The organism is Streptomyces globisporus C-1027 (assembly GCF_000261345.2).
GTDB classification, from domain to species: Bacteria; Actinomycetota; Actinomycetes; order Streptomycetales; family Streptomycetaceae; genus Streptomyces; species Streptomyces pakalii.
Map to the genome: position 1 here is coordinate 7,101,418 of NZ_CP013738.1, position 26,301 is coordinate 7,127,718.

General features: G+C 71.2%; 24 protein-coding genes and 1 pseudogene. 9 read left to right on the forward strand and 16 right to left on the reverse strand.

The genetic code is table 11. The annotated features are described in order from the left end of the window. Positions 1-9: 9 nt before the first annotated feature. Both WQO_RS31340 and WQO_RS31345 read right to left on the reverse strand, forming a co-directional pair. Complete coding sequence (locus tag WQO_RS31340; protein ID WP_029182761.1) at positions 10-828, reverse strand: ABC transporter ATP-binding protein; 819 nt, start codon at positions 826-828, stop codon at positions 10-12. A gap of 136 nt (positions 829-964) precedes the next feature. Next, the gene (locus WQO_RS31345; RefSeq protein WP_010064623.1) at positions 965-1,330 is read right to left on the reverse strand and encodes a hypothetical protein; all 366 of its coding nucleotides are present in this window, start codon (positions 1,328-1,330) and stop codon (positions 965-967) included. A 95-nt stretch (positions 1,331-1,425) separates the two neighbouring features. On the opposite strand from WQO_RS31345, the gene sigJ reads away from it, so the two are divergent. Beyond that, entirely contained in the window at positions 1,426-2,352 is a 927-nt protein-coding gene (sigJ, locus tag WQO_RS31350; protein WP_029182760.1) for an RNA polymerase sigma factor SigJ, read from the forward strand. Here the strand turns inward: sigJ and WQO_RS35410 are convergent. From WQO_RS35410 to WQO_RS31375, 4 genes and pseudogenes are all read right to left on the reverse strand, one after another. Beyond that, a pseudogene (locus tag WQO_RS35410) lies at positions 2,349-3,199 on the reverse strand (IS5 family transposase). The gene sigJ and the pseudogene WQO_RS35410 overlap by 4 nt on opposite strands. A gap of 40 nt (positions 3,200-3,239) precedes the next feature. Further along, positions 3,240-4,196 (reverse strand): IS481 family transposase, encoded by a 957-nt coding sequence (locus tag WQO_RS31365; protein ID WP_058953910.1) that lies wholly within the window; start codon positions 4,194-4,196, stop codon positions 3,240-3,242. A 168-nt stretch (positions 4,197-4,364) separates the two neighbouring features. Then, positions 4,365-5,024 carry an MSMEG_1061 family FMN-dependent PPOX-type flavoprotein gene (locus WQO_RS31370; RefSeq protein WP_010058853.1) on the reverse strand — a complete coding sequence of 220 codons (660 nt, stop codon included), beginning with the start codon at positions 5,022-5,024 and terminating at the stop codon, positions 4,365-4,367. Positions 5,025-5,079: 55 nt separating this feature from the next. Continuing rightward, positions 5,080-6,120 carry an SCO7460 family lipoprotein gene (locus tag WQO_RS31375; protein ID WP_058954225.1) on the reverse strand — a complete coding sequence of 347 codons (1,041 nt, stop codon included), beginning with the start codon at positions 6,118-6,120 and terminating at the stop codon, positions 5,080-5,082. 286 nt (positions 6,121-6,406) lie between these two features. Here WQO_RS31375 and WQO_RS31380 point away from each other — a divergent pair, with 286 nt between their 5' ends. The 4 genes from WQO_RS31380 (at position 6,407) to WQO_RS31395 (ending at position 11,792) form a co-directional block, all read left to right on the forward strand. Beyond that, positions 6,407-7,549: a S1 family peptidase gene (locus tag WQO_RS31380; RefSeq protein WP_010058855.1), complete on the forward strand. Its 1,143-nt coding sequence runs from the start codon at positions 6,407-6,409 to the stop codon at positions 7,547-7,549. 326 nt (positions 7,550-7,875) lie between these two features. Further along, the gene (locus WQO_RS31385) at positions 7,876-8,997 is read left to right on the forward strand and encodes a DUF1996 domain-containing protein (protein ID WP_029182122.1); all 1,122 of its coding nucleotides are present in this window, start codon (positions 7,876-7,878) and stop codon (positions 8,995-8,997) included. Positions 8,998-9,118: 121 nt separating this feature from the next. Then, on the forward strand, positions 9,119-10,885 hold the full coding sequence (locus WQO_RS31390; RefSeq protein WP_010058857.1) for a discoidin domain-containing protein: 1,767 nt from the start codon (positions 9,119-9,121) through the stop codon (positions 10,883-10,885). A gap of 139 nt (positions 10,886-11,024) precedes the next feature. Continuing rightward, positions 11,025-11,792 (forward strand): isocitrate lyase/PEP mutase family protein, encoded by a 768-nt coding sequence (locus WQO_RS31395; protein WP_010058859.1) that lies wholly within the window; start codon positions 11,025-11,027, stop codon positions 11,790-11,792. Between the two features lie 91 nt (positions 11,793-11,883). Here WQO_RS31395 and WQO_RS31400 read toward each other — a convergent pair whose 3' ends face one another. The 4 genes from WQO_RS31400 to WQO_RS31415 are packed head-to-tail and all read right to left on the reverse strand — an operon-like array spanning position 11,884 to position 16,487. Continuing rightward, positions 11,884-13,245 (reverse strand): GH1 family beta-glucosidase, encoded by a 1,362-nt coding sequence (locus WQO_RS31400; protein ID WP_010058860.1) that lies wholly within the window; start codon positions 13,243-13,245, stop codon positions 11,884-11,886. Positions 13,246-13,265: 20 nt separating this feature from the next. Next, positions 13,266-14,159, reverse strand: a complete 894-nt coding sequence (locus WQO_RS31405; protein WP_029182123.1) for a carbohydrate ABC transporter permease — start codon at positions 14,157-14,159, stop codon at positions 13,266-13,268. Next, entirely contained in the window at positions 14,152-15,165 is a 1,014-nt protein-coding gene (locus WQO_RS31410) for a carbohydrate ABC transporter permease (protein ID WP_010058865.1), read from the reverse strand. Before WQO_RS31410 ends, WQO_RS31405 begins: the two co-directional genes overlap by 8 nt. A gap of 11 nt (positions 15,166-15,176) precedes the next feature. After that, positions 15,177-16,487 carry an ABC transporter substrate-binding protein gene (locus WQO_RS31415; protein ID WP_010058866.1) on the reverse strand — a complete coding sequence of 437 codons (1,311 nt, stop codon included), beginning with the start codon at positions 16,485-16,487 and terminating at the stop codon, positions 15,177-15,179. Between the two features lie 142 nt (positions 16,488-16,629). Between WQO_RS31415 and WQO_RS31420 the strand changes: the two genes are divergently transcribed. Next, positions 16,630-17,961 carry an ROK family transcriptional regulator gene (locus WQO_RS31420; protein WP_029182124.1) on the forward strand — a complete coding sequence of 444 codons (1,332 nt, stop codon included), beginning with the start codon at positions 16,630-16,632 and terminating at the stop codon, positions 17,959-17,961. Here the strand turns inward: WQO_RS31420 and WQO_RS31425 are convergent. Beyond that, on the reverse strand, positions 17,954-18,445 hold the full coding sequence (locus WQO_RS31425; RefSeq protein ID WP_010058868.1) for an NUDIX hydrolase: 492 nt from the start codon (positions 18,443-18,445) through the stop codon (positions 17,954-17,956). The genes WQO_RS31420 and WQO_RS31425 overlap by 8 nt on opposite strands. Positions 18,446-18,549: 104 nt before the next feature. Next, a complete protein-coding gene (locus WQO_RS31430; RefSeq protein ID WP_010058869.1) occupies positions 18,550-19,638 on the reverse strand; it encodes a LacI family DNA-binding transcriptional regulator in 1,089 nt (362 codons plus the stop codon). Positions 19,639-19,902: 264 nt separating this feature from the next. On the opposite strand from WQO_RS31430, the gene WQO_RS31435 reads away from it, so the two are divergent. After that, the gene (locus WQO_RS31435; RefSeq protein WP_010058870.1) at positions 19,903-21,234 is read left to right on the forward strand and encodes a transglycosylase family protein; all 1,332 of its coding nucleotides are present in this window, start codon (positions 19,903-19,905) and stop codon (positions 21,232-21,234) included. A gap of 46 nt (positions 21,235-21,280) precedes the next feature. On the opposite strand, the gene WQO_RS31440 is transcribed toward WQO_RS31435, so the two are convergent. Then, positions 21,281-22,438: a DMT family transporter gene (locus WQO_RS31440; protein WP_032748121.1), complete on the reverse strand. Its 1,158-nt coding sequence runs from the start codon at positions 22,436-22,438 to the stop codon at positions 21,281-21,283. 245 nt (positions 22,439-22,683) lie between these two features. On the opposite strand from WQO_RS31440, the gene WQO_RS31445 reads away from it, so the two are divergent. Beyond that, entirely contained in the window at positions 22,684-23,388 is a 705-nt protein-coding gene (locus WQO_RS31445; protein WP_058954166.1) for a (2Fe-2S)-binding protein, read from the forward strand. Between the two features lie 40 nt (positions 23,389-23,428). Here WQO_RS31445 and WQO_RS31450 read toward each other — a convergent pair whose 3' ends face one another. Together WQO_RS31450 and WQO_RS31455 are read right to left on the reverse strand one after the other, a co-directional pair. After that, on the reverse strand, positions 23,429-23,791 hold the full coding sequence (locus tag WQO_RS31450; protein WP_010058878.1) for an STAS domain-containing protein: 363 nt from the start codon (positions 23,789-23,791) through the stop codon (positions 23,429-23,431). A 223-nt stretch (positions 23,792-24,014) separates the two neighbouring features. Beyond that, the gene (locus WQO_RS31455) at positions 24,015-24,530 is read right to left on the reverse strand and encodes a MarR family winged helix-turn-helix transcriptional regulator (RefSeq protein ID WP_010058879.1); all 516 of its coding nucleotides are present in this window, start codon (positions 24,528-24,530) and stop codon (positions 24,015-24,017) included. Between the two features lie 86 nt (positions 24,531-24,616). Between WQO_RS31455 and WQO_RS31460 the strand changes: the two genes are divergently transcribed. Then, positions 24,617-25,786 (forward strand): PP2C family protein-serine/threonine phosphatase, encoded by a 1,170-nt coding sequence (locus WQO_RS31460; RefSeq protein ID WP_029182125.1) that lies wholly within the window; start codon positions 24,617-24,619, stop codon positions 25,784-25,786. A 57-nt stretch (positions 25,787-25,843) separates the two neighbouring features. Here WQO_RS31460 and WQO_RS31465 read toward each other — a convergent pair whose 3' ends face one another. Further along, on the reverse strand, positions 25,844-26,227 hold the full coding sequence (locus WQO_RS31465; protein WP_010058881.1) for a winged helix-turn-helix transcriptional regulator: 384 nt from the start codon (positions 26,225-26,227) through the stop codon (positions 25,844-25,846). Between the last annotated feature and the right edge of the window lie 74 nt (positions 26,228-26,301).

Consider the following 26,301-nt stretch of genomic DNA (forward strand, 5'->3'; position numbering starts at 1 on the left):
CGCCGTGGTCTACGCGTGCCCGTCGGCGCGTGCCAGCCAGCGGCCGGCGTGCCGGGTCACCCCGATGGGGCGGCCGAAGCAGGCGGTCATGCGCTCGGCCGTGAGAACGCCCTCGATCGCCCCGCGCGCCAGAACGCGCCCCTCGCGCAGGAGCAGGGCGTGGCCGATCGCCGGAGAGAGCTCCTCCAGGTGGTGGGTGACGGTCACCGTCGACAACTCGGGCCGGGCCGAAGCGAGATGGCGCATGGTGTCGATGAGGTCCTCGCGCGAGGGCAGGTCGAGTGCGTTGAACGGCTCGTCGAGCAGCAGCAGCGCCGGGTCCGCCATGAGGGCGCGGGCGATGAGGATCCGGGCGCGCTGGCCACCCGAGCAGACGCCGTACTCACGGTCGGCGAGGTCCTTGATCTGGAGCTCGGCGAGCAGCGCGTGGGCCCGGTCGCGCACCTCGCCGTCGTACTTCCTCCACAGCGGCTGGACCGTGCCGGTGTGGCCGGTGAGCACGACGGCGTGGCCCGTCAGGTCGCCCGGGACGCGCTGGGAGGTGGAGACGTGACCGATCAGGGCGCGCAGATCCCGCACGTCGACCCGGCCGAGCCGGTGGCCGAGAACCTCGACCGTGCCGGCCGTCGGGAAAGCGGTGGCGCCGACGAGCCGCAGGACGCTGGTCTTTCCCGCCCCGTTGGGGCCGAGCAGTGCCCAGTGCTCACCGGCCCGGACGGCCCAGTCGACGGCGTCGAGGATGACCTGCCCGCCGGTGTGGCGGCGCATGCTCACGCCGTCGAGGGCGGCCACCACGCGCCCGTGACTGATGCCGGTGTTCCCGTCCATGGCGTCGGTCGGCCCCTTCGCGTCGGTGTTCACCGCACGAAGGGTAGCTGTAGACGGCATTTACCCGTTGCGGGTGACTGCATCGTGGAATCGGGACCCGGCACCGCGGCGCATGGGTGCCGCGGCACCGCGGACCTCAGCGCCGCGCCAGCGCCAGCACGCTCAGCCCGAACATGAGGACGCCCAGGGGGAGATGCACCGACGGTACGTGCGCGATGCCGACGACCACCTGTACCGAGGCGAGGACCAGGAAGCCGACGGCGTGCCCGACGGGCCGGGGCGAGCCGCCGCCCGGCTTCCACGCCAGCACGGCGGCGAGCACGTACAGCATCGACGCCCCGTACATCACGCGCGCCCCGACGCTGTGCAGGACCGCGCCGTAGGCCGAGGTCATCAGCAGCCCGGAGGAGACCGCCTGAAGGAAGATGGTCAGGGTCTGCAGGGCGATCGCGATCCGCAGGAACGAGAAGCCGCTCCGCTCCGTCGTCACGTGGGTGGTCATGCCGGGCCCCCATTTCCCGCCCGTGGGCGGCAGATCGATAAGGTCTCACCAGCCCGACGACATGGGCCCGCGAAAGGTAAGGCGAAGGGGCGGCGGTGAGCTGGGGGACGGCTGGGGCGAGTGCTGACGGGACAGCCGGTGAGCGGCGCCAACTGTTGAATGTGGCCTACCGGTTGCTCGGCTCGGTCGCCGAGTCCGAGGACGCCGTGCAGGAGGCCTACACACGCTGGTACGCGCTGCCGCGCGGCCGACGGGACGAGATCACCTCCCCCGGCGCCTGGCTGACGACGGTCACCGGCCGCATCTGCCTGGACGTTCTCGGCTCGGCGCGGGCCCGGCGGGAACGCTATGTCGGCGCGTGGCTGCCCGATCCGCTGCCCGACCGCGCGGAGTGGGGCCACGGCCCGGGCGCGGACCTCGTCGACCCCGCGGACCAGTTGGTCCTGGACGAGTCGGTGACCATGGCCTTCCTCGTCGTCCTGGAGTCGATGACACCCGCCGAGCGCGTCGCGTTCGTCCTGCACGACGTCTTCCGCTACCCGTTCGCCGAGATCGCCGACGTCCTCGGCCGCACCCCCGCGGCCTGCAAGCAACTGGCCGCGTCCGCCCGGCGCCGGGTGCGCGCCGCACAGACTCCGGTGTCGGCGGCGGCGACCCGGCGGGCCGAGGCGGTTCGGCAGGTCAAAGAAGCGTGGGAGAGCAAGGACGTCGCCGCCCTCGTCGACCTCCTCGACCCGGCCGCCGTGATGACCGCCGACGGCGGGGGCCCGGCAGGAGCCGCCCTGCGGCCGATCGAGGGCGGTGCGCGCATCGCGCAGTACATGGTCGCCATCGCCGACAAGGCTCCGGGGCTCGAACTCCTGGAGCGGTCGGTCAACGGCGCGCCGGGCCTGGTGGCCCGGCGCGACGGCGTCGTCATGACCGTGGCCTCGTTCGACCTCAGCGACGGCCGCGTCACCCGGATCTGGGCGGTCCGCAACCCGGAGAAGCTGCGGCCGTGGGCCCGCCATGACCTGTCCTAGGGGGTGTCCGCAATGTCCGCGGGGAGCCAGAGTCGTAGGCAGGCGATGGTGACGAGAGCTTGGTAGTGGCGGGCGCGTTTGTCGTAGCGGGTGGCGAGGGCTTTGTTCTGCTTGAGCTTGTTGAAGCAGCGTTCGACGACGTTGCGGCGTCGGTAGGCGGTGCGGTCGAGGCGGCAGGGGGTCTCGCCGCGTCGTCGGCGGCCGCTGATCTGGTCGGTGCGTTCGGGGATGGTGCAGGCGATGCCGCGTCTGCGCAGGTAGGCCCGGATCTTTCGGGAGGAGTAGCCCTTGTCGCCGGCTACCCGGTCGGGCCGGGTGCGGGGCCGGCCGGGCCCGTCCCGCTTGATGGCGATGCGGGCCATGACCGGCTCGAACTGCGTGCAGTCGTTGACGTTTCCGCCTGTGATCGTGAAGGCGAGCGGTCGGCCCTGCCCGTCGCAGGCGAGGTGGATCTTCGTGCTCAGCCCGCCGCGGGACCGGCCCAGTGCCTCGCCGGTGCAGGGCCCCCTTTTCGGGCCCCGGCCGCGTGCTGGTGGGCCCGCACGATCGTCGAGTCGACGCAGACGATCGACCAGTCGACCTTCCCGACCGCATCCGAGTGCTGCTGGACATGAGCCAGGAGCCGGTCCCACGTCCCGTCCGCCGACCAGCGACGGAACCGTTCGTAGACTGTCTTCCACGGCCCGTACCGATCCGGCAGATCCCGCCAGGCCGCCCCCGTGGACAGCTTCCACAGGATCCCGTTGAGGACCTGCCGCCGGTCCCGCACCGGACGACCCATCCGAGGCGGAGCCAGCAACGGCCCGACCACTTCCCACGCTTGATCAGTCACTTCATGACGACGCACCACGAACGGCCCAACGACCAAACGACATTGCGGACACGCCCTAGGTGTGCTGTTCGGAGAGGTTGGTGCCGCGGCTGGCGGGTGTTTGGCCGCCGATGCCGGTGTGGGGTCGGTGGTAGTTGTACCAGTGCAGCCAGTGGGTGAACGCTTCCCTGCGTTCGTGGTCTGAGGTGTAGGGCTTCTGGTAGGCCCATTCGTCGAGCAGGGTGCGGTGGAAGCGTTCGACCTTGCCGTTGGTCTGGGGTCGCCAGGGCCTGGTCCAGCGGGGGCTGATGTCCAGGTCGCGGCAGGTGTTTCGCCAGGTGTTCTTGCTGTAGGCCCAGGCGTTGTCGGTCAGGACCCGTTCGATCCGGATGCCCAGGGACGCGAAGTGGGCCGTGGCCCGGACGAGGAAGCCTGCGCAGGTCGGGGCGGTCTCGTCGGGCAGGTCCTCGGTATAGGCGATGCGGGTGTGGTCGTCGAGGGCGGTGTGCAGGTAGGCCCAGCCGGCGCCGTTGGTCCGGCTGCGGTGGCCGTCGGCCCGGCCGAGAGTCCTGTGGCCGCCGCCGTCGGGGATCCGGCCGAGCTTCTTGACGTCGATGTGGACCAGTTCGCCGGGTCGGGCGCGTTCGTAGCGGCGGACGGGCTCGCCGGTGGCCCGGTCCAGGGCGGCCAGTGGCGGCAGGCCGTGCCGGACCAGGATGCGGTGGGCGGTCGAGGCGGCGATGTTGCATCGGGCGGCCAGTCGTAGCGGCCCGATCCGGTGCTCGCGTCGCAGCCGGAGTACCTGTTCCTCGACGGTGACCGTGGTCCTGCGGGGCTGGTGGTGCGGGCGGCTGGAGCGGTCGCTCATTCCGGTGACGCCGAGCTGCCGGTAGCGGCTCGCCCAGCGGGCGGCGGTGGTGTGGCTGACCTGGAAACGCTCGGCCGCCCGCCGTACGGGCCATCCGTCCTCGACGACGCAGCGGGCCAGGCGGAGTCTCCCGGTCTCGGTCAGCGGGGCATTACGGTGGACCACGAGGGCCTCCTGATCTCGGTGGAGATGTCGCAATCCACACCGAACCCGGAGGCCCTCACCCATATCAAGAACCCAGCACGCGTGTCACCAACGTCCCGGGACTACACACCTAGGGCGTGTCCGGCGGCAAAGGGGCCCTCCTGCTCGTACTGGTACTGAGGGGCCCTCCTACTCGTACCGGTACTTCAGCGATTCCGCCTCCCGCTGCTCGATGTCGGCGATCGTCAGCTCCGGCATCCGCAGTTGCGCCAGCGTCACCTCGGCCGAGGTCGGCTGGGCGTCCGCCGGCAGCCACTGCTCCGGCTTCCAGGCCCCGCTGCGCAGCAACGACTTGGGGCAGTGCGGGTAGACCTCCTCGATCCCGATCACCAGTGCGCTGGCCGGCGGCTTGCCCACGGCGGTGAGCTGCGACAGCAGCTCCGGGCGGGTGGAGACACAGGCCCGGCCGTTCACCCGGAGCGTCGTGGTGCGCCCCGGAATGAAGAACAGCAGCCCGGCCCGTCCGGTGGCGATGACGTTCTGCAGGGTGTCCAGCCGCTTGTTGCCGGTCGCGTCGGGTATCGCCACGGTCCGTGCGTCCAGGACGGAGACGAACCCGGCCGGGCCGCCACGCGGCGAGACGTCGCAATTGCCCTCCGCGTCCGCGCTGGCGACCAGAACCAGTGACGAGCACCCGATCAACCGCTGTGTCTGCTCGGTGAGTTCGGTCATCTGCTTGCGGATGGCCGAGGCCCCGGGCAGTTCGTAGGCGCGGCGCAGCGCCTCCTGGTCGGCCACGGCGTCGAGGCGGAGCGAGTCGAAAGCGCTGCCTGCAAGGGGTGTCGTCATGTCTGTGACTCTAATAGGGGGTGTCGATCCCGGCCGGTGGGGCAGGGCCGGCCGGTCAGTACGGCGGCAGCCGCAGCGCCCCCGTCCCCTCGCGGACGTCGTGGACGAGCCGGATCTTCTCCACCGGGTTGCCGCGCCCGTCCGTGGTCACCAGTGCCGCGTCGTCGGCGTTGACGCACCGCCCGCGTGCGCCCGGCTCGGGGCAGAACAGGACGTAACCGGTCTGCCGGTCCACCCGGCCCGGCTCCAGTCGCCAGATCCACTGGTAGTCGCTCACGACCACCCGGGGGTAGGTGGCGCGCAGCTGCTCCTTCACGGCGTTCTGCACGGTGTCGCCGAACTTCTGCCGCTCCCGGAACGGGCGGACGATCCTGGCGCTGCCCGTCGTGTCGACCCGACCTGCCTCGATCTCGTAACTCGCCGAGAAATACGCGTGCTTGGTGAGCGAGGCCAGGAGGTCCGACCGGGTCAGCCGCATCACCGTCGGCCAGGAATCCTTGCCCCGGTCGCGCCGGTCGGCGACCGACGGGGAGACCACGTTCACGTACGAGGCCTGAGCCTTCGCCAACGCGCTGTCGGCCCCGCTCGCCGTGACCCACCGCTGGACGCACTCCCCGATCTCGCCGAGCACCTTCGTCACGGTGGCGTTCGTCAGCTCGGCCACCACGTAGGGCGGGGTGCCGGTCGGGCCCAGGGCGACGACCTCGTAGCCGCAGGCGTCGAAGGCGTCCCGGAGCGCACGGAAGTCCTCCGCCTGCTGCCGCCCGCGCTCCACGGCCTCGGCCAGCACGCCCGCGCACTCCTTCCGGTCGCACATGCCCCGGTCCGCCTCGTCCGTGTCGATGCGGAGCCGGACCACGGCGTCGCGGTCGTCGGTCACCGCGAACGTGACTTCCGAGCCGCCGGAACCCGGGAAGAGCGTGCGCACCCCGACCGCCTTGAGCTGCCCGGGGAAGTGCTTCTCGGCCAGCTCCTCCGCCGCCCGGCGGTCGTCCTTCGTGTCCACCACACCGCACGCGCCGAGCAGCACGACCAGCGAACCCGCCAGTGCGCCGGTGAGCCCGGCTCTCCACCGTCTGCGGCGTGATCCGGCCATGATCTGCTCCTCCACCTGGTCCTGCCATCGGGTCTCGCCCCGTGCTCCTGTGACCGTAGGACCAGTCTCCGCGGGGCGGATGAGTACGCCTACTCAACCCCGGTGCGCACAGCGCCCCGAACTCCTCCCGCGCACCTCCTGTCATTGGCATGGACCTGACTCTTGAACTCCGCTACAGTCCGGGAACGGCACATCTGAGAGCGCTCTCAAAAGCACGCCCGGATCGCGCTCCCGGACGCCTCCCGTTCCACCCCACGTCGTTGGAACAACAGGAAGGGTCACTCCCTTGAGACACGCAACCCTGCTGCGGACCGGTCTGTCCGCACTCCTGGTCATCGGTGCCTGGACCGCCGCCGGTCCGGTGTCCGCCTCCGCCGCGCCCGCCCCCGCCGAACCTCCCGCCTCCGCCGCCCTGCTCTCCGCGATGCAGCGCGACCTCGGCCTCACCGAGAAGCAGGCCCTCACCCGGCTCGCCGACGAGAAGGCCGCCACCGCCCTGGAGAAGAAGGCGCAGCGCGCCGCCGGCTCCGCCTTCGGGGGCTCCTGGCTCGACGCGAAGACCGGCAGGCTGACCATCGCGGTCACCACCGCCGAGAAGGCCGAAGCCGTACGGGCGACCGGTGCCGACACCCGGCTCGTCGAGCACTCGGCCAAGAGCCTCGACGCCGCCAAGGCGCGGATCGACGCCCTGAAAGCTCCGTCCGGGGTGAGCAGCTGGCACGTCGACCCGGCCACCAGCCGCGTCGTCGTGAACGTCGTCGCCGCAGAGCAGTCTGACAACGATGTCCGCACCTTCGTCGCCAAGGCCCGCAAGGCCGGTCCCGTCACCGTGAAGACGACCGCCGAGGCTCCGCAGACCTTCGCCGCCGGAACGGTCGGCGGCGACCCGTACTACACGGGCAACGTCCGCTGTTCCATCGGCTTCTCCGTGCACGGCGGCTTCGTCACCGCAGGCCACTGCGGCGGCACCGGCCAGCAGGTCCGCGGCTGGGACAACTCCTATATCGGCAACTTCCAGGGCTCGTCCTTCCCCGGTGACGACTACGCCTGGGTGAACGTCGGCAGCGGGTGGTGGACCGTCCCGGTCGTGCTCGGCTGGGGCACCGTCCCGGACCAGCTCGTCCGTGGCTCGAACGAGGCCCCGATCGGCGCTTCGATCTGCCGCTCCGGTTCCACCACGCGCTGGCACTGCGGCCGTGTCCTCGCCAAGAACGAGACCGTCAACTACAGCCAGGGCGCCGTCCACCAGATGACCAAGACGAGCGTCTGCGCCCAGGGCGGCGACTCCGGCGGCTCGTTCATCAGTGGCGACCAGGCCCAGGGCGTCACCTCGGGCGGCTGGGGCAACTGCACCAGCGGCGGCGAGACCTGGTACCAGCCGATCAACGAGATCCTCAACCGGTACGGACTGAGGCTGCACACCGCGTGATCCGGGGGAGTCGTCCCGCCGTCCTCCCCGGCGGAGCGGGCCCCGGCAGTACGACGTAGGACCAGTGAGCGGCCCCGCCGGTGTGCGGGGCCGCTTCCTTGCGCCAACAGCCCTTGGGCAGCGCATCGTTCACAAGCTATTGACACCCTCTCAGCCTCGGCGCAACACTGGCACCGCTTTGGAGAGCGCTCTCCCGGAGGGATCCCGCGGTCCGCCGGCCTCGTGACGCGCAGGGTGGAGTCTCTTCCCGGCTGCACCGTCCAGCTCACCCTTTCCCCCCACCGTGCACCCGAAGTGCAGGGATGAAGAGCGGCATGGAGGTCCCGATGGTGACAAGACTCAACCGATCAACTCTGGTGTCCGTACTGGTCGTTGCCACCGCCCTGGCGCTGGTCGCGCTCGGGCTGTCCGCGATCGCGAATGCCGGTCCGGCCGCCGCCGGTGCGGCCCCGGAGGCGGCCGGCAAGCCCGCTGCGGCCTCGCACGCCATGCAGGGGCACAAGATGGCCCCGGCCAAGCCCGTGGCCTTCGGGGACGACCCCGACGGCGACGGCTACATACCCGCGGAACCGCCGGTCACGGGCGTGGAGCCGTCCGACGAGATCCCGCCGCACCGCTACTTCCACGAGTTCCAGGCGAACTGCTCGGTCAACCACACCGCGCCGGACGACCCGATCGTCTATCCGGGCCAGGTCGGCGCCTCGCACGACCACACGTTCATGGGCAACGCCACCACGAACGCGGACAGCACCACCGCATCCCTGAGCGCGGGCGGCACCAAGTGCGTGGCGCCCGGTGACCGGTCCGCTTACTGGATGCCGACCCTCTACAACGGGGGCGAGGAGGTCCGCCCGATCGGCCCCCAGACCATCTACTACAAGGCCGGAGTCACCGACTACCGCACCGTCCGGCCCTTCCCCAAGGGGCTGCGGTTCGTCGTCGGCAGCCCCACGCAGACCGCCGAGGAGTTCCGCAACCACCCCGGCATGGTCGAGGGGTACGAGTGCGGTGAGAGCTACCACAACTACGACTTCCCGGCCGCCTGTCCGACCAGCCAGGACACCCAGCTCAACCTGCGCATGCAGGCGCCCAGTTGCTGGGACGGCAAGTATCTGGACACCCCCGACCACAAGGCCCACATGGCCTACCCGGTCGTGATGGGGGCCAACCAGGACGTCTGCCCGCCGAGCCACCCGGTCGCCCTGCCGATGATCGAGTTCAAGATGGCATGGCCGGTCAACGGTGACATGTCGCAGGTGAGACTGGCCAGCGGCTCCGGCCACTCCTTCCACTACGACTTCTTCAACGCCTGGGACGACGCCACGCTCGACGCCCTCGTCGACCACTGCATCGTCGGCGCTCTCCAGTGCAACGCCCGTGGCTACGACGAGAACAACCCGGGCGAGGGCGCGGCCCTCGACGAGAACTACGAACTGCCCCGACTCTGACCCCTCCCCGTCGCGTCTCCCTCATGGGTGCATCGCGCCCATGAGGGAGAGCGCTCTCCAAATTCTCCCGTACCTCGGCACCCCACCCGCACCCCGACTCCCGTGAGGAGCTTCTCCCCCCATGATCACGTCCCGTTCTCGACGACCGGCCCGCCCCCGTGGCCGTACCACCGCCCGCCTCGCCGTCGCCGGAGTCCTGGCCGCCACGGCGGCCGCCCTTCCGGTCCCGAGCGCCCAGGCCGCCGGAAGCGTGGTGAAGGTGACCGGCTCCCAGGGTGCCTGGCAGCTGACCGTGGACGGCGCCCCGTACACCGTGAAGGGCCTGACCTGGGGTCCGTCCGTCGCGGACGCCGGGCGGTACATGCCCGACGTGAAGTCGATGGGCGTCAACACGATCCGTACGTGGGGCACCGACGCCACCACGAAGCCCCTGCTGGACAGCGCGGCCGAGAACGGCATCAAGGTGATCGCCGGGTTCTGGCTGCAGCCGGGCGGCGGCCCGGGCAGCGGCGGCTGTGTGAACTACCTGACGGACACCGCGTACAAGAACGACATGCTCGCCGAGTTCCCGAAGTGGGTGGAGGCCTACAAGGACCATGAGGGCGTCCTCATGTGGAACGTCGGCAACGAGTCGGTGCTCGGCCTGCAGAACTGCTACAGCGGCGACGAGCTGGAGCGGCAGCGCGACGCGTACACCACCTTCGTCAACGAGATCGCCAAGAAGATCCACGCGGTCGACCCGAACCACCCGGTCACCTCCACCGACGCCTGGACCGGGGCCTGGCCGTACTACAAGAAGAACGCACCCGACCTCGACCTGTACGCCGTCAACTCCTACGACGCCGTCTGCGACATCCGCGCCACCTGGGAGAGCGGTGGCTACGACAAGCCCTACATCGTCACCGAGGGCGGGCCCGCCGGCGAGTGGGAGGTCCCGGACGACGCCAACGGCATCCCGGACGAACCCACGGACGTGGCGAAGGCGGAGGGCTACCAGCGGGCCTGGGACTGCGTGAACGGGCACCAGGGGGTCTCGCTCGGGGCCACGTTGTTCCACTACGGCACCGAGTACGACTTCGGCGGCGTCTGGTTCAACCTGCTTCCGGCGGGCCAGAAGCGGCTCTCGTACTACGCGGTGAAGGAGGCGTACGGGGCGGACACCTCCGGCGACAACACCCCGCCGGTCATCAGCGGCATGACCGTCGACAACGCCTCCGCCGTCGAGGCGGGCAAGCCGTTCACGTTCAGGGCGTCCGTCTCCGACCCCGACGGCGACGCGCTCACCCACCAGGTGCTGGTCAACTCCAAGTACATCGACGACAGCGGCCAGTTGACGGACGCCGACTTCACCGACCGGGGTGACGGCACCTTCGAGGTCACCGCTCCGGACAAGCTCGGCGTCTGGAAGGTCTACCTCAAGTCGACCGACGGGAAGGGCAACGTCGGCATCGAGACGAAGTCCTTCACGGTGGTCCCGCCGAAGGTCGACGGGGTGAACCTGGCCTCCGGCAAGCCCGCCGAGGCCTCCTCGTTCCAGCCGGACAGCGTCGGCTGCCCCTGCCCGGCGGCCAACGCCGTCGACGGCTCCTTCGACACCCGCTGGGCCAGCGAGTGGGCCGACCAGCAGTGGATCCAGGTCGACCTGGGCGCGACCACCTCCTTCGACCACGTCCAGCTGGCGTGGGAGGCCGCCTACGCGAAGGCGTACACGGTCCAGACCTCGGACAACGGTCAGGACTGGAACACCGTTCACACCGAGACGGCGGGCAACGGCGGCATCGACGACATCCCGGTCACCGGGAACGCGCGCTACGTCCGCGTGAGCACCTCCGAGCGCGGCACCCCCTGGGGCTACTCGCTCTACGAGTTCGGCGTCTACCGGCGCTGATCAGGCGGGGCCCGCAAGCCCTCCGCGCCGTCCCATCCCCGCTGTCGGCGCGGCGGGAGCCCGCGGCGGCCACGGAACATCCGTGGCCGCCGCGGGCTCGTCACGTCGTTGGCGGGAGATGCGGGGTAGCGTCCTCGTCATGGACTTTCGAACCACTGTCGAGCGCGCTGAGCGCCTCAAGCAACTGCACGCCGACCACCAGCCGCTCGTGCTGCCCACCGTCTGGGACGTCTGGTCCGCCCGGACCGCGGTCGCCGCGGGCTTCCCCGCGCTGACCATCGGCAGCCATCCGCTCGCCGACTCCCGAGGGGCCGAGGACCAGGAGGGCCAGACCTTCGAGGAGGTGCTCGCGGCCGTCAGGCCGATCATCGCGGCGGTCGACGTCCCCGTCTCCGTGGACCTGGAGTCCGGCTACGGCCAGAAGCCCGCGGACCTCGTCGCCGGTCTCATCGAGGCCGGCGGTGTCGGTCTCAACATCGAGGACACCGTCCACTCGGAGGGCGGACGCGTGCGCAGCACGCAGGAGCACGCGAGCTACGTCGCGGGCCTGCGCGGGGCGGCCGACGACGCGGGCGTCCCGGTCTGGGTCAACGGGCGCACCGACCTCTTCGCGCACGCGGAGAACCCCTCCGCCGTCCTCGACGAGGTGATCGAGCGACTGCGGGCCCTGGAGCAGGCCGGAGCTGACAGCGTCTACCCGGTGAAGATCCAGGACGACGACGAGCTGCTCGCGGCGGTGACCGCGGCCGTCGCCGTTCCGGTGAACACCACGGCACACCCCGTGAAGCACGACCTGGAACGCTTCCGCCGCCTCGGCATCGGCCGCATCACCTACGGCCCGCTGTTGCAGTTGGCGCTGACGGACGCGATGAAGGACATGCTGAAGCCGTGGGCGCCCTCTTCCTAGAGGCTGCTCGGCGACAGGCAAGCCCTCCGGCCGCGGCGAGCGATGCGCCGCGGCCGGAGGGCTGCCGGGGAGGAGCAGGGGAGAAGAGGGGTCAGGCGGCTGTCCGGCCCTCCCGGCTTCCCGCGTGCTCCCGGACCAGCTCCGCGTACCGGAGCCCGCTGCTCTTGACCGTACGGCGCTGGGTCGCGTAATCCACGTGGACCAGGCCGAACCGCTTGTCGTAGCCGTACGCCCATTCGAAGTTGTCCATCAGGGACCAGGCGAAGTACCCGGCCAGCGGGGCGCCCTCGGCGACCGCGCGGGCGCAGGCGGCGAGGTGCTCCTCCAGATAGCGGACGCGCTCCGGGTCGTGCACCGAACCGTCCGCCGCGACGACGTCCTCGTACGCGGAACCGTTCTCGGTGACGTAGATCCGCTGCACGCCGTACTCCTCGGTCAGCCGCAGCAGCAGCTGCTCCAGGCCCTCCGCGTGGACCTCCCAGTCCATGTGGGTGAGCCGGGCGCCGGGGACGGACACCTGCCGGGCGTGCGGTGCTGTCCCGTCGGGATCGGCGGTGACGATCTGCCGGAAGTAGTAGTTGAGCCCCAGCCAGTCCAGCGGGGTTGCGATCGTCTCCAAGTCACCCGGATGGACCGGGAGTTCGATGCCGTACTCCTCCACCATGTCCTGCGGGTAGCCGCGCCCCAGGATCGGGTCCAGCCACCAGCGGTTGATGTGGCCGTCGGCGCGGCGGGCGGCGGCGTGGTCGGCCTCGCTCGCGCTCGCCGGCTCGATCGGGCTGAGGTTGTTGACGATGCCGACCCGGGCGTCCGAGGAGGCCGCCCGGATCGCCTGGACGGCGAGACCGTGGCCCAGGTGCAGGTGGTAGGAGGCGCGCACGGCGGCGGTCAGGTCGGTGAGGCCCGGCGCCATCCGGCCCTCCAGGTGCCCGATCCAGGCCGAGCACAGCGGCTCGTTGAGCGTCGCCCAGTCCTTGACCCGGTCGCCCAGGCGCTCCACCACATGGGAGGCATACGCCGCGAAGTGCTCCGAGGTCTCCCGTACGGTCCAGCCGCCCCGGTCCTGGAGCACCTGCGGCAGATCCCAGTGGTAGAGCGTGGCGAACGGGGTGACGCCCGCCTCCAGGAGACCGTCCACGAGCCGGTCGTAGAAGTCCAGGCCCGCCTTGTTGGCCGGCCCGTCGCCGCCGGGCACGACGCGCGGCCAGGCGACGGAGAAGCGGTAGGCGTCCGCGCCGAGTTGCTTGATCAGGCCGATGTCCTCAGGGACCCGGTGGTAGTGGTCGCAGGCGATGTCGCCGGTGTCGCCGCCGTCGACCTTGCCCGGGGTGTGCGAGAACGTGTCCCAGATGGAGGGGGAGCGGCCGTCCTCGGCCACGGCTCCCTCGATCTGGTACGCGGCGGTCGCGACGCCCCAGGTGAAGTCGGCCGGGAGTGCGGTGAGGTCGGACACGTACTGCCTTTCTGTGGAGGTCACTTGACGGCTCCGGCGGTGAGACCGGCGACCAGGTAGCGCTGGAGCAGCAGGAAGCCCACGACGATCGGGACGCTGACGACGAGGGACGCGGCCATGACCTGGTTCCAGTACACGTCGTTCTGCGTGGCGTAGCCCTGGAGGCCGACGGAGAGGGTCCGGGTGGCGTCGTTCGTCATGACGGAGGCGAAGAGCACCTCGCCCCAGGCCGTCATGAAGGAGTAGACGGACACCGCGACGATCCCCGGCACGGCGGACGGCACGACCACCTGGAAGAGGGCGCGGACGGGACCGCAGCCGTCGACCAGGGCCGCTTCGTCGAGGTCGCGGGGGATGGAGTCGAAGTAGCCGATCAGCATCCAGATGGAGAACGGCAGCGAGAACGTGAGGTAGGTGAGGATGAGCCCGCCGCGCGAGCCGTACAGGGCGACGCCGGTGCTGTTGCCGATATTGACGAAGATGAGGAACAGCGGGAGCAGGAAGAGGATCCCCGGGAACATCTGCGTGGAGAGCACCGTGACGGTGAAGACCCGCTTGCCCCGGAACCGGTAGCGGCTCACCGCGTACGCCGAGAACACCGCGATGGTCACCGACAGCACCGTCGCCGAGCCCGCCACGATCAGCGAGTTGACGAAGTACTTGGCGAGCGGGACGGTCTCCCAGATGTCGAAGTACGGCTGGATCGTCAGCGTCGACGGGAGCCACTGGAACTTCCCCGACACATCCTGGAGCGGCTTCAGCGAGCTGCTGACCATGACGTAGACCGGCAGCAGGACGAAGCCGGCGAGCAGGGTCAGGATGATGCGCCGGGTCCACAGGAAGGACTGCGGGGCCGCCATCGGCGAGCGGGCCCGCGACCGGGCGGTGCGGGTCGGCCGCGTGAGGCTAGACATCGGCGCCCTTCCTTCCGCGCGAGGTGAAGAACAGGTAGACGGCCGTCACGATCAGCAGGAAGAGCAGCAGCAGGACGGACATCGCAGATCCGGTGCCGAAGTTCCAGGTGACGAACGACGACTGGTAGATGTGGATCGAGATCAGGTCCGCGTTCTCGGGCGCCGATTTCCCGAACAGGACGAACGGGGTGTTGAAGTCGTTGAACGTCCAGAGGAAGAGCACCAGGACCAGCACCTGGTTGACCGGGCGCAGCGAGGGCAGCGTGATCCGGCGGATCTGCTGCCAGATCCCCGCGCCGTCGATCGAGGCGGCCTCGTACAGTTCACGCGGGATGTTCTGGAGCCCGGCCATCAGCATGAGGAAGGCGAACGGCCAGCCCTTCCAGACCGAGACGATGATCAGGGTGTAGAGACTGTTGTCGCCGATCAGCCAGAACGACGGCTCGTCCGTGATGCCGAGCTGGTCGTGCAGCAGGTGGTTGATCATCCCGTTGTCCCGCTGGAACATGAACGCCCAGGTGATGACGGCCGCGTAGACCGGCAGGGCGTACGGGACCAGGAAGATCGTCCGCAGGACGCCCCGCCCCCGGAAGCTCTCCTGGAGCAGGATCGCTGCTGCTGTGCCGAGCAGCCAGGCCAGGCCGACGGAGAAGAACGTGAAGACGCAGGTGACGAAGAACGAGTGGAGCAGGGCCTCACCGATCGGCGCGTCGATGTCGACGGCGATCCTGTAGTTGTCGAGGCCGGACCAGGGCGCCGCGCCCCAGTTGTTGATGAAGAACTGCGTGAGCTGCCGGAAGCTCATCACGATCCCGATGACCATCGGGATGATGTGGATGAGGAGTTCCAGCAGGACGGCGGGCAGAAGCAGGAGATAGGGCAGTCCGCCTTGGCGGATCCGGTCGGGGATGCGCGGCAGTCTCCTGCGCGCACCCCCGGTGCCCGGGCTCGCACCCCTGCTGGTCGACTTGTCGACCTCGGGGTCCGTGGTGACGGTGACGGTCATGGATCAGGGCCTCACTGCTGCATCGTCTGCTGGGCCTTTTCCAGGCGCTCCTTGACCGACGCCTCGGTCACGGGGCGCCCGGCCGCCGCGTCCGCCCACAGCTCCTTGACCGCAGTGCCCACGGCCGTCTCGAACTGCGACTCGTTGGGGACCTGGGGGAGCGGGGCGGCGCTGGTGGCGAGGGTGTCGCGCAGGACCTTGAGGTCGGGGGCCCTGAACGCGGCGTCGGCCTGGGCTGCCTTGACCGGCGGGATGGAGCCGTAGGTCTTGTTGAGCAGCTTCTGCTCGGCGTCGCTCGTCATGAACTTCACGAACTTCTTCGCGCCGTCGATGTTCTTGCTGTTCTTGAACACCGCCATGTTGATGCCCGCGACCATGGAGTTGACCTGCTCGCCGGTGCCCGGGGCGCCCGAGGGGACCGGCACCGGGGCCGCCCCCCAGTCCTCCGGCTTCATGCCCTGCGCGGCGAAGGTGGAAGCGGCCGCCTGCCACAGCACCATCGCGGTCCTGCCCTTGGCGAAGTCGGTGAGCGACTGGTTCTGGGCGTACTCCGCGTTGCCCGGGGCGATGATCTTGTCCTTGGCCATGAAGTCGATGTACTGCTTCACCGCCGCGACCGCACCGTCCGAGGTGAACGTCGCCTTGCCGTCCATGTCGAAGAAGTCGGCGCCGTGCTGCTGGCCCAGGACGAAGGTCTGGTGGATGTTGTTGGAGAGGTTGCCGCCCTCGGCGCCAAGACCCCACTTGCCGTCCTTGGATATCTTCTTGCCGGTCGCGACCAGCTCGTCCCAGGTGGCCGGCGGCTTCTCGACGCCCGCCTCGGCGAACATCTTCTTGTTGTAGTAGAGGGCGTACGCCAGCGAGTACAGCGGCACGGCGGCGGGCGGTTCGCCCTCCTTGCCGGCCGAGGCGACCGCCGAGTCGACGAAGCGGTCCCGGCCGCCGATCGCCTCGAAGTTCTTGTCGTCCCACGGCAGGAGCGCGCCGGTCGCCTGGAGCGAGGCCGACCAGGTGTTGCCGATGTTCAACACGTCCGGGCCCTGACCGGAGGTGGTGGCCGCGAGGATCCGGTTCAGCAGGTCGGCCCACGGCACGACCTCCAGCTTCACCTTGATCCCGGTCTCCTTCTCGAACTTCTTCAGCTCGGGAGTGAGGATCTCCTTGTCGGCCTCGATGCTGGGGCCCTGGTTGGACGCCCAGTAGGTGAGGGTCTTCGGCGACTCGTTGCTGCCGCCCGACGTGGTTCCCCCACCACAGCCGCTGGCGGCCACGGCGATGGCGAGGGTGAGGGTGACGGCGCTTGCGGCTCTGAGATGACGCATGAGAGGTGGCCCCTTTCCGGGGATGGCTGCGTTCGGGAACCGAACGGCCTCCATGACTTAATTTATGCCGTGATTTAAGAGGTGAGGGAAGGTCGCGTCAAGGCCTTGGGCCGGGGTATGTTCCTGGACGGGAAGGAGCACCATGGCCGAGCGCAACAGACGAACCGTGCGTGACCTGCGGCGGGGCAACCGGGCGCGGGTATTGCAACGGTTGTATTTCGACGGCCCGCTGAGCCGTCAGGAGCTCGGCCCGGTCACGGGCCTGAGTTCAGGCTCCATCAGCAACGTCGTCGCGGAGCTGTCCGCCGTGGGCCTGCTGGAGGAGGCCGGTGTCGTCGACTCCGACGGCGGTCGCCCCCGTACGCTGCTGCGCGTCGCTCCGGACGGCGGCCTCCTCGTCGGCATCGACATCGGCGAGACCCGGGTCCGCGTCGAGCTGTTCGACCTCTCCCTCACCGAACTGGCCCGCACGGAGCGGCTGTTGGCCCAGCACGGTTACGACGTCGAGCGCATCGTCGCCCATGTCCGCACCGGCGTCGCGGACGTGCTGCGCGACGCGGGCGCCGACCCGCGCCGGCTCCTCGGCATCGGGATCGGGGTCCCCGGCATCATCGAGCGCGAAGGCCCCGAAGGCCTCGACGGCACCCGCGGCGCGGTGGTGCACGGCCAGACGATCGGCTGGCGCGCGGTCCCCTTCGAGCAGCTGCTGCGCGAAGCGGTCGACGTGCCGCCCGAGGTGCCGCTCTTCATCGACAACGGCGCCAAGACGCTCGGCCAGGCCGAGATGTGGTTCGGCGGCGGCCGGGGCGCGGGCGCCGCCGCCATCGCCCTGATCGGCTCAGGTGTGGGCGCCTGCGTCGACCACGGCGACATCCTCGACGAGGACCGCACCAGCCTCGCCCTCGAATGGGGCCACACCACCGTGCAGTTGCGCGGCCGCCGGTGCCGCTGCGGCTCCATCGGCTGCCTGGAGGCGTACGCGGGCGCGGAGGCCCTGCGCGAGCGCTGGCGGGAGGCGGGCGGCCCGCTGCCCGAGGACGCCGACGACGAGACCGCGCTCGCCGCCCTGCTCGCCGCCGCCTACCCGGGGCGCCGCGGCACCCCGGACCCGGTGGCCCTCGCGCTGCTCGACGAGACGGCCGAATGCCTCGGGGCGGCCCTCGCCGACCTGGTGAACCTCTTCCTGCCCGAGCGCATCCTGATCGGCGGCTGGGCGGGCCTGCTCCTCGGCCCCCGCCTGCTGCCGGAGATCCGCCGGTACGCGAACGAGTACGCCCTGAGCCACGCGGCGGCCCGCACCACCATCGAGATGGGCCGCCTCGGCCCGGACGCGGTCACCGTGGGCGCGGCGACGCTCCCGCTCGCGGACTTCCTGACCCGGGGCGGCAGCCGCCCCGAGCCGGGCGGGACGGGCACCCCACCGCGTACGGCCGTCCACGCGGTACGGGAACGGCACCGGACCCCGGTCAACTGAGAAGACGCGCCTCGTCGGCCCGGCCCGCCGCCTCGCCCGGCGCGGCCCAGCGCGGGTCCACCCGGCGCAGGTGCGCGCCCTGGGCGTCGGCGAGCGGGTACGCCAGGCGGAGCGGCGCGAACCGGCAGACGAACCGCATGCCCGCGTCGCCCCCGTCGCCGCGGACCCGGTGCTCCCACTCCGCGGGGCCGTCCGGCGGGGCGTCGAGCAGAAGACAGGTGGTCAGCCGGGGCCGCCCTGCCTCGGGATGCGGCCGCCCGTCCACCGCGACCCGCCGGACGACACGGGCTCCCCGCAGCCCGGTCTCATCGGCGACCTCGCGCAGGACGGCCCGCTCCGGATCCTCGCCGGGCGCGACACCGCCCGCGTGCACCTGGGTGCCGGCCTCGGGGAAGGCCGGCTGATCGAACACCAGCAGGGCGGGGGAGGGGTGACGCCGGATCACAGAGGCGGCGACCCGTACGCGGGGCGGGGGAGAAGTCATGAACGGCATCCTCGCGTACGCCGATGAGACCCCGTCCGGCAGACCCCGGGCCACGCACGCCGATGTGCCTCCGCCCGGTCGAGTGTGCCTCCGCCCGGCGTTTCCTAGGCCGACCCCCGTACCACCAGTTCCGGTTCGAAGATCACCGAGGTCACCGGGCCGTCCGGCCGGGACAGCCGGTCCAGGAGCAGGCGCGTCATCTCCGCGGCCATCCCCTCCACCGGCTGGCGGACCGTGGTCAGCGGCGGGCGGCAGGCCAGGGCCGCGCTGCTGTCGTCGAAGCCGACCACCGCCACGTCCCCCGGCACCGAGCGGCCGCGCTCCCGCAGGACGTGGCAGGCGCCCAGCGCCATCAGGTCGTTGGCGGCGAACACCCCGTCCAGGTCGGGGTGTTCCGCCAGTAGCCGTTCCATCGCCGCCTCGCCGCTCTCCTGGGTGAACTGCCCCTCCACGATGGGGATGTAAGGGTGCCCGTGGCGCGCCATGGTGTCCCGGAACCCCGTCAGGCGCGCCTGCCCCGCCGGTACGCCCAGCGGGCCGCTGATCGTCGCTATCCGGCGGCAGCCCCGGCCGAGCAGATGCTCCGCCGCCAGCCGTGCACCGTCCTGGTGCGCGAGATCGACATAGCTGACCGGGACCGGCCGCGCCGGGCGGGCGAACAGGACGGCCGCCAGGCCGGCTTCGGCGATCAGGGCGGGCAGCGGGTCCTCGGCGTGCGTCGAGACCACCAGGGCGCCGTCCGCGCGGCCCTGCCGCAGGTACGCCACCACGTCCTCGCGTGCCCGCGAGGACTCGGCGAACATCAGCACCGGGTGCATCCCGCGCGGCCGCAGGTAGTTGACCACCCCGGTCACCACCCGGCCGAAGAACGGGTCGGCGAAGACCTGCGCGGTGAACGAGCTCCCTTGCCCGGACTCGGTGGTGTCTTCGCCTTCTTCTGCCGCCCCCGGCTCCACGCCCGCGCCCGACACCACCAACGCGATGGCGTCGGCCCGCCGGGTGACCAGGGACCTGGCCGCCCGGTTGGGGGTGTATCCCGTCACGGAGACCGCCCGGCGCACCGCCTCCTGGATCACCGGGTCGACATTGCGCACCCCGTTGACGACCCGGGAAACAGTGGCGCGTGAGACGCCCGCCGCCCGGGCCACGTCCTCCAGGGTGGGTGCTCCGGCCGACCGCAGATCATCCGTCATGAGCGCCTTTATAGCACTGACGGAGAGCGCTCTCCATGGAACGGCCTTCCTGCCGATACCGATGGGGAGGCGGTCATGCGTGCCTGGCCCGAGGAGTCCCAGGAGGGGTGAACGCGGCCGGGCGAGAGGGAAGTTCAGAGCGGCGCTATTCGGCCACGGACTGGCCGGGGGCGGCTGAAGTATCACGTTTTGCTTGTGATCAGTCACTGTGCGGACCTACGTTGCCCCTTGCGAGATGTACCGAAGCCAGTGGGGGAGCCACGTATGGCCGCGACCGGACGGCACCGCAGATATCAGCCCAGTCGGATCAACCGTGCCTCGCTCACGGTGACGGCGGGCGGCGCGGGCATCGCGCTCCCGCTCATCACCGCGGCCTCGGCCGGGGCTGCATCCGGCGAGGTCTGGGAGAAGGTCGCCGCCTGCGAGTCCAGCGGCAATTGGGCCATCAACACCGGCAACGGCTACTACGGCGGGCTGCAGTTCAGCGGCTCCACCTGGGCCGCGTTCGGCGGCACGGAGTACGCGCCACGCGCCGACCTCGCCACCCGTGAGCAGCAGATCGCCATCGCCGAGAGGGTGCTGGACGGCCAGGGGCCCGGGGCCTGGCCCACCTGTTCCGTACGGGCGGGGCTCACGCGGGGCGGCGACGCACCCGACACCACCGCGGAGACCGGGACCGCCCCGCAGAGCGCGGGCAGCCGGACCGCCCAGGCAGCGGCGCCGCAGAGCGCACCGCCCCGGCAGACCCGTCCCGCCGAGGCGACGCCCACCCATGTGCCGGGCAAGCGCGACGCCTACACCGTGGCGAGCGGCGACTCCCTCTCCGGGATCGCGTCCGCCCAGCGGGTCCCCGGCGGCTGGCAGGGCCTCTACGCCGCCAACCGCACCGTCGTCGGGGACGACCCGGACCTCATCTTCCCCGGACAGCGGCTGAGCCTGGGCGGGAGCCGGGCATCGAAGACGGGGGAGGGGACGAGCGCCGGGAAGCCCGCAGGGCAGACCGCTCCGAAGCCCTCGGCCACAGCGTCCGGGCCGAAGAAGGCGGAACAGCGTCAGACCGGGCCCAAGAAGGAAGCACCGAAGGAGCAGGCGCCCAAGAAGGAAGCGCCCAAGCAGCAGGCCCCGAAGCAGGAGGCGCCGAAGAAGGCCGCCCCCAAGAAGGAACAGCCCGCTCCGGAACGGGCCGTGCGGCACCCCGGTTTCAGCGCCCCGGTCGCCGCCGGCACCGGCACCCCGTACCGCCAGGCCGGCTCCTGGTCCAGCGGCTACCACACCGGTGTGGACTTCCCCGTGCCCACCGGGACGTCGGTGAAGTCGGTGGCCCCGGGCCGCGTCGTCTCGGCCGGCTGGGCCGGAGCGTACGGCTACGAGGTCGTCATCCGGCACAGCGACGGCAAGTACAGCCAGTACGCCCATCTCTCCGCGCTCCACGTGCGCGCCGGGCAGTCCGTCTCCGGCGGGCAGCGCATCGCCCGCTCCGGCTCCACGGGCAACAGCACAGGGCCCCACCTGCACTTCGAGATCCGCACGGGCCCCGGCTACGGCTCGGACGTCGACCCGCTCGCCTACCTGCGAGCAGGCGGCGTCAGGGTCTGACCGTCCCCGTACGCGCGGGCGCATGGCGTCGGGGGCCGAACGGCCCCTACCTGTGGGCAGGCGGCATCAGAGTCCGAACCCTCCGCTCGGAGCGGGGGCGCCGCAGGGTGGCTCCGCCGCGCCGCTGCTGCTCCGCGAGCGGCCCCGGCGTGCCGAACTCCACCTGCGGCACGGCACGCCCCGGCGGCAGGGGCGACGACTTGGTGGCCGTGGACGCCGGTCCCGGCACGGCAGGCGCATCGGACACATCCGGCGACGACGAGGGCCGACCGTCCTCCTGCCCCTCCGGGCCGCGAGCCCCGTCCACCCCGGCCGGGGCCGCGCGCCCGGCTCCCGGGCCCGCCGGCTCCGGGTTCGCCAACGCCTCCTCGGCGTGCTCCCGATTCATCCGCTCCCGCGTCAGCATGATCAGACCTGCGGCGGCCAACGCCCCGGAGGAGAGGGCGAGGACGGTGCCGGGGACGCCGAGACGGAAGTGCTCGCCGAACAGGGTGAGGCCGATGGCGGCGGCCACCACCGGATTGACCACCGTCACCGTGGCCAGCGGAGCGGTGAGCCCGGCGCCCCGGTACGCGGCCTGGGACAGGAACAGGCCCGCCGCGGCGAGCCCGGCGATCACCAGCAGCGTCAACGCACCCGAGCGCACCGAACCGGACGTCCACTCCACGGCCACGGTCTTGGTGAACACCGAGGCCATACCGAACGCCGCTCCCGCGCCCGTTGCCAGGACGATGCTGCGCAGGACCGGCCGGCGCAGCGTACGGGAGAGGACGACGAGCGCGCTGACGGCACCGAACGTCACCGCGGCCAGCAGCGCCTGCTCCGGGCCGTTCAGGGTGTGCGGTTCGGCGTTCCCCGTGAGCGCCAGCAGCCCGCCGAGCCCCGCCGTCGCCATCAGCGCGCCACGCCACGCCGTCGCCCCCGCCCGCCGCCCGACGAACAGGGCCGCCATCGGCAGGGCGAAGACGATCGTCAGTGCCCCGAGGGGCTGGACCAGGCTGAGCGGACCGTAGGCGAGCGCCACCACGTGCAGGACCGCGCCGACCCCGTTGAGGACGACGGCGACCCACCACACGGCGTTGCGGAGCAGGGCGTGCCAGGCGTTGTCATCGGTCGCGGCCACGCGCTCCTGGATGATCGCCCCGGCCGCGTAGGCGACCGCGGAGACCAGTGACAGCAGCACGGACAACGCAAGGGAGCTCATGTACACCACGATGTCCCGTCCGGGGCCCCACGTCGTCGTCCTTGAGTCTCCACTTCGGCGTACTGCCCCAGTAGTACGCCCGTCGGACCGACGTCCTCCTCCTGACGGTAGTCCTGCCGCCCCCGGCCGTCAGAAGTTGGCGCCCGGCGGATACGGTGAGCCGCCGGGGCGGCACAGTCGGTGGCCGCCGGACCGGTCACGGGAGCGGGACCGCGGACGGACCGGAGACGGAGGCGGAGCGGGCCATGGACCTGGCACAACTGGCATCGGTGGGGGGTTTCTTCGCGCTGCGGACCACCCCGGTGCCGGACGGCGGGCACCGGCCGCTGGAGCGGCTGTACGCGGGCGAGAACGCTCCGCTCGCCGCGCGTGTCGACCGGGTCGCGGAGCGGCTTCGGGCCCCCGAGCGCCGCGTCGCCGCCTCCATCGCCCATCTCGGTCTGGCCGCGCGGCTCTGGTCCATCGCCCTGGGCCCGGCCGCGCTGTTCGGACGGATCCCCGTCCTGGCCCCCGGCGATCTCCACTGGGACCCGACGTCCACCTCGCCGGACGACTTGTGGCTCGCGGGGACGGCCGAGATGCCCGGCACGGCGGCCCGGATCCGCGAGGAGGTCCAGTACGGGCATCTGGTCCCGCTGGCCGACGCGTTCCGGCGCGACGGGAACATCTCCTCGCAACTGCTGCGCGGCAACGCGGGATCCGCGCTCGCCGGGGCCGTGCGCGAAGTCGTCGCCTTCGCACGCGCCCAGGACCGGCCGGACGTGGCCGCACGGGCCCGCGCGCTGGCGGCCGAGCTCTTCGACGACGAGACGCTGCGCGACACCGGGGCCCCGCACGGTCCGGCGTTCCGGCGGCGCAGCTGCTGTCTGTACTGGCGCTGTCCCGGCGGCGGGCTGTGCGGAGACTGCGTGTTCGACCGGGCGCCCGGCCCCGCTCGGGCCGGGGCGTGACCTCAGGAAGTCAGGCGGGCGAAGACAGGCGGGAAGAAGGTCAGGAAGGCAGCACGGCGTCTATGGCGTCGTCCACCGACGGCAGGACGGGCAGGGCGCTGTCGAGGCCGATCATGCCGATCAGGCGACGCATGAACGGGGACGGGGCCGCGAGACGCAGCCGGTCGCCGAGCGCGGTGTGCCCCTGGAGGAGCACGTTCACCGTCGTCGAGTCCGCGAATCCGACGCCGGAGAGATCCACGACGACCGGGCCCGAGCCGTCGTCGGCCGCCGAGGTCAGAGCCAGGCCCAGGGGGGACACGCTGTCGATGTCGAGGTCACCCGAGACGGTCAGGACCAGAGCGCCCCGCTCTCGCCGGGTGGCGATTCTGACGGCTCTGTCCTCGTTGGGCGATGAAAGCACGGAAGGCACCTCGGGCGGGATCGGAAGGGAGCGGAGAGCCGTGCTGCCGGAGGGGCCGACAGCGCTCCGTCCCTGGTCGCGGCGGGATATCGGGATAACGATAGAAGTAACAGTTGCCATTTGACAACATTCTCCATCGGGTAACAATCTGATCCCCGACGGTTGATCGTCCGGCTGTCGACGGCGGAGTGCCGATGGATGCGGAAGCAGGGGCTGGATGAGGCTAGGCGCTGTCGGCGACATCATCGCGGAGCGGGGAGGCGTCCGTATCCCGTTCCGGGGAAAGGCGCTCCGAAGCCGCGGCATGGAAGGCCGCGAGTCCGTCCGTGAGCGCGGCGAGGTCGGCGGGAGCCATCCGCTCCAGCACGGCGTTCAGCTCGGCGGCGCGCAGGGCCCGGTATTCTTCGAGGAGGGCGTGGCCACGAAGACTCAGCCGCAGTTCCAACTCGCGTCGGCTGGTCGGGCTGGGTGCACGCAGCACGAGCCCCATCGCCTCCATCCGGTCGCAGAGCCGGCTGACGGAGGGGGCGCGCGAGCCCAGGGCTTCCCCCAAGGCCCGCAGATTGGTGCCTTCGTGCTTCTCGATCACCAGCAGGGCACGGAGCTGGGAGGGCGATACGGTTCCCGAAGCGGCGGATTCCTGGCCCCGGCCCCACAGCACCTCCAGCAGCTCCGAGGCGGCGACGGCATAGACGGACGCCTGTTCGCCATTGCGGGGGCGGAATCCTCGGTGGGGCATTCAGCCACTCTGTCACCCGTCAGCCCTCCTTGTCAGCCCGGGCCCGGCCCTTACCACGTCGCAGGACGAAGATTGCGCGAGAGACCGTGAACAGACGAACCCACATCGAGGCCGCAGTGCGGGCCGCCGCGCCGCACGCTCTGCTGGCCGCCCTGCGCGCCGAGCTCATCAGCGCCTACGGGGCCCTCGCGGTGGAGCTGCACCTCGCCGACTACGGTCTGCGGGTCCTCACCTCGCTGGACGGGCCCGACGGCGAGAGCGAGCCGCTGTCCCTCCACAACAGCCCTGAGGGCCGGGCGTTCGGCAGCCAGGAACCCCGTGAGCAGCAGGTCCGGCACGACGACGCCGTCGATCACCACCTCCCCGTGACCGTCCGGGGCGAACGGCTCGGCATCCTCACCGTCCGGCTGCCCCAGGCGCTGTCCACCCCGGAGCTGGTCGGCGAGCTGACCCACGTCGCCGACCTGCTGGGACACGAGATCCTGGTCGCCGAGCGGGACACCGACCTGTATCAGCGCGCCCGGCGCACCAGCCGTCTCACCCTGGCAGCCGAGATGCAGTGGCAGCTGCTGCCGGCCCGCGCCTGCACCGCCGCCGAGTTCGCCATCGGGGCCCAGCTGGAGCCCGCGTACGCCATACACGGCGACAACTTCGACTGGGCCGCCGACGGCGACGAGCTGACCCTCGCGGTGACCAACGGCATGGGCGAGGGCATACAGGCCTCCCTCCTCACCAACCTCGCCGTCAACGCCCTGCGCAACGCCCGCCGGGCCGGCATCGGCATCGCGGACCAGGCGGCCCTCGCCGACCAGGCCATCTACGACCAGCACCGCGGCGCCTCCCACGTCTCCACCCTGCTGCTCCGCTTCGAGCTCGCGACCGGGCGGGTCGGCGTCGTCGACGCGGGATCGCCGCAGCTGTGGATGCAGCGCGGCCGCTCGGTCCATCGGATGGAGCTGGAGGCGCAGCTGCCTCTCGGCATGTTCGAGGAGTCGCAGTACACGGTCCAGGAGTTCCACGTCGAGCCCGGCGACCGGCTGCTGCTGTTCAGCGACGGCGTGTACGACGCGGTGTCCCCGCTCGGTGAGGCGTACGGGGACCGCATGCTGGCCCGCGCCATCCAGTCGACCCGGCTCCTGCCCGCCGCCACCGTGCCGCGCGCGATCCTCGCCGAACTCGCGGAGTACCGGATCACGGAGACGCTCGACGACGCGCTGGTGCTGTGCCTGGACTGGTTCGGCCGGCAGAACGGCTGACCGGAAGGACTGAGGGGGACCGGCCGGGCCAGGGCCGACCGGCCGGCCGGATACGCCCTAGGACGCGTCGAAGGCGCGGCGGGAGGCCTCGATGTGGCCGATGTGCTCATGGGTCCAGTCGCACATCACGTGGACCGTCCGGCGCAGGCCCTGCCCCGGCTCGGTGAGCGTGTACTCGACCCGCGGGGGCACGGTGGGGTGTACGCACCGCTCGACGAGTCCGTAGCGCTCCAGCATCCGCAGGTTCTGGGTGAGCATCTTGTGGCTGATGCCCTCGACCTCGCCCCGCAGCTCGCTGAAGCGGAGAGTGCCCTCGCCCAGGGCCTCGATGATCAGGAGCGCCCACTTGTTCGCGACGTCGGAGAAGATCTCGCGCGCCAGCGAGTCCGCGCGCCGCAGATCCGCGTCCTCGGGCGAGCCGCTGAACTGCTTGGTCACCATGAGGTTCCCCTGTCACCGAAAAGTGCGTTCTTCCTTGTCGACGCACACTCTCCTACGGTTCCTGAGTAACCACA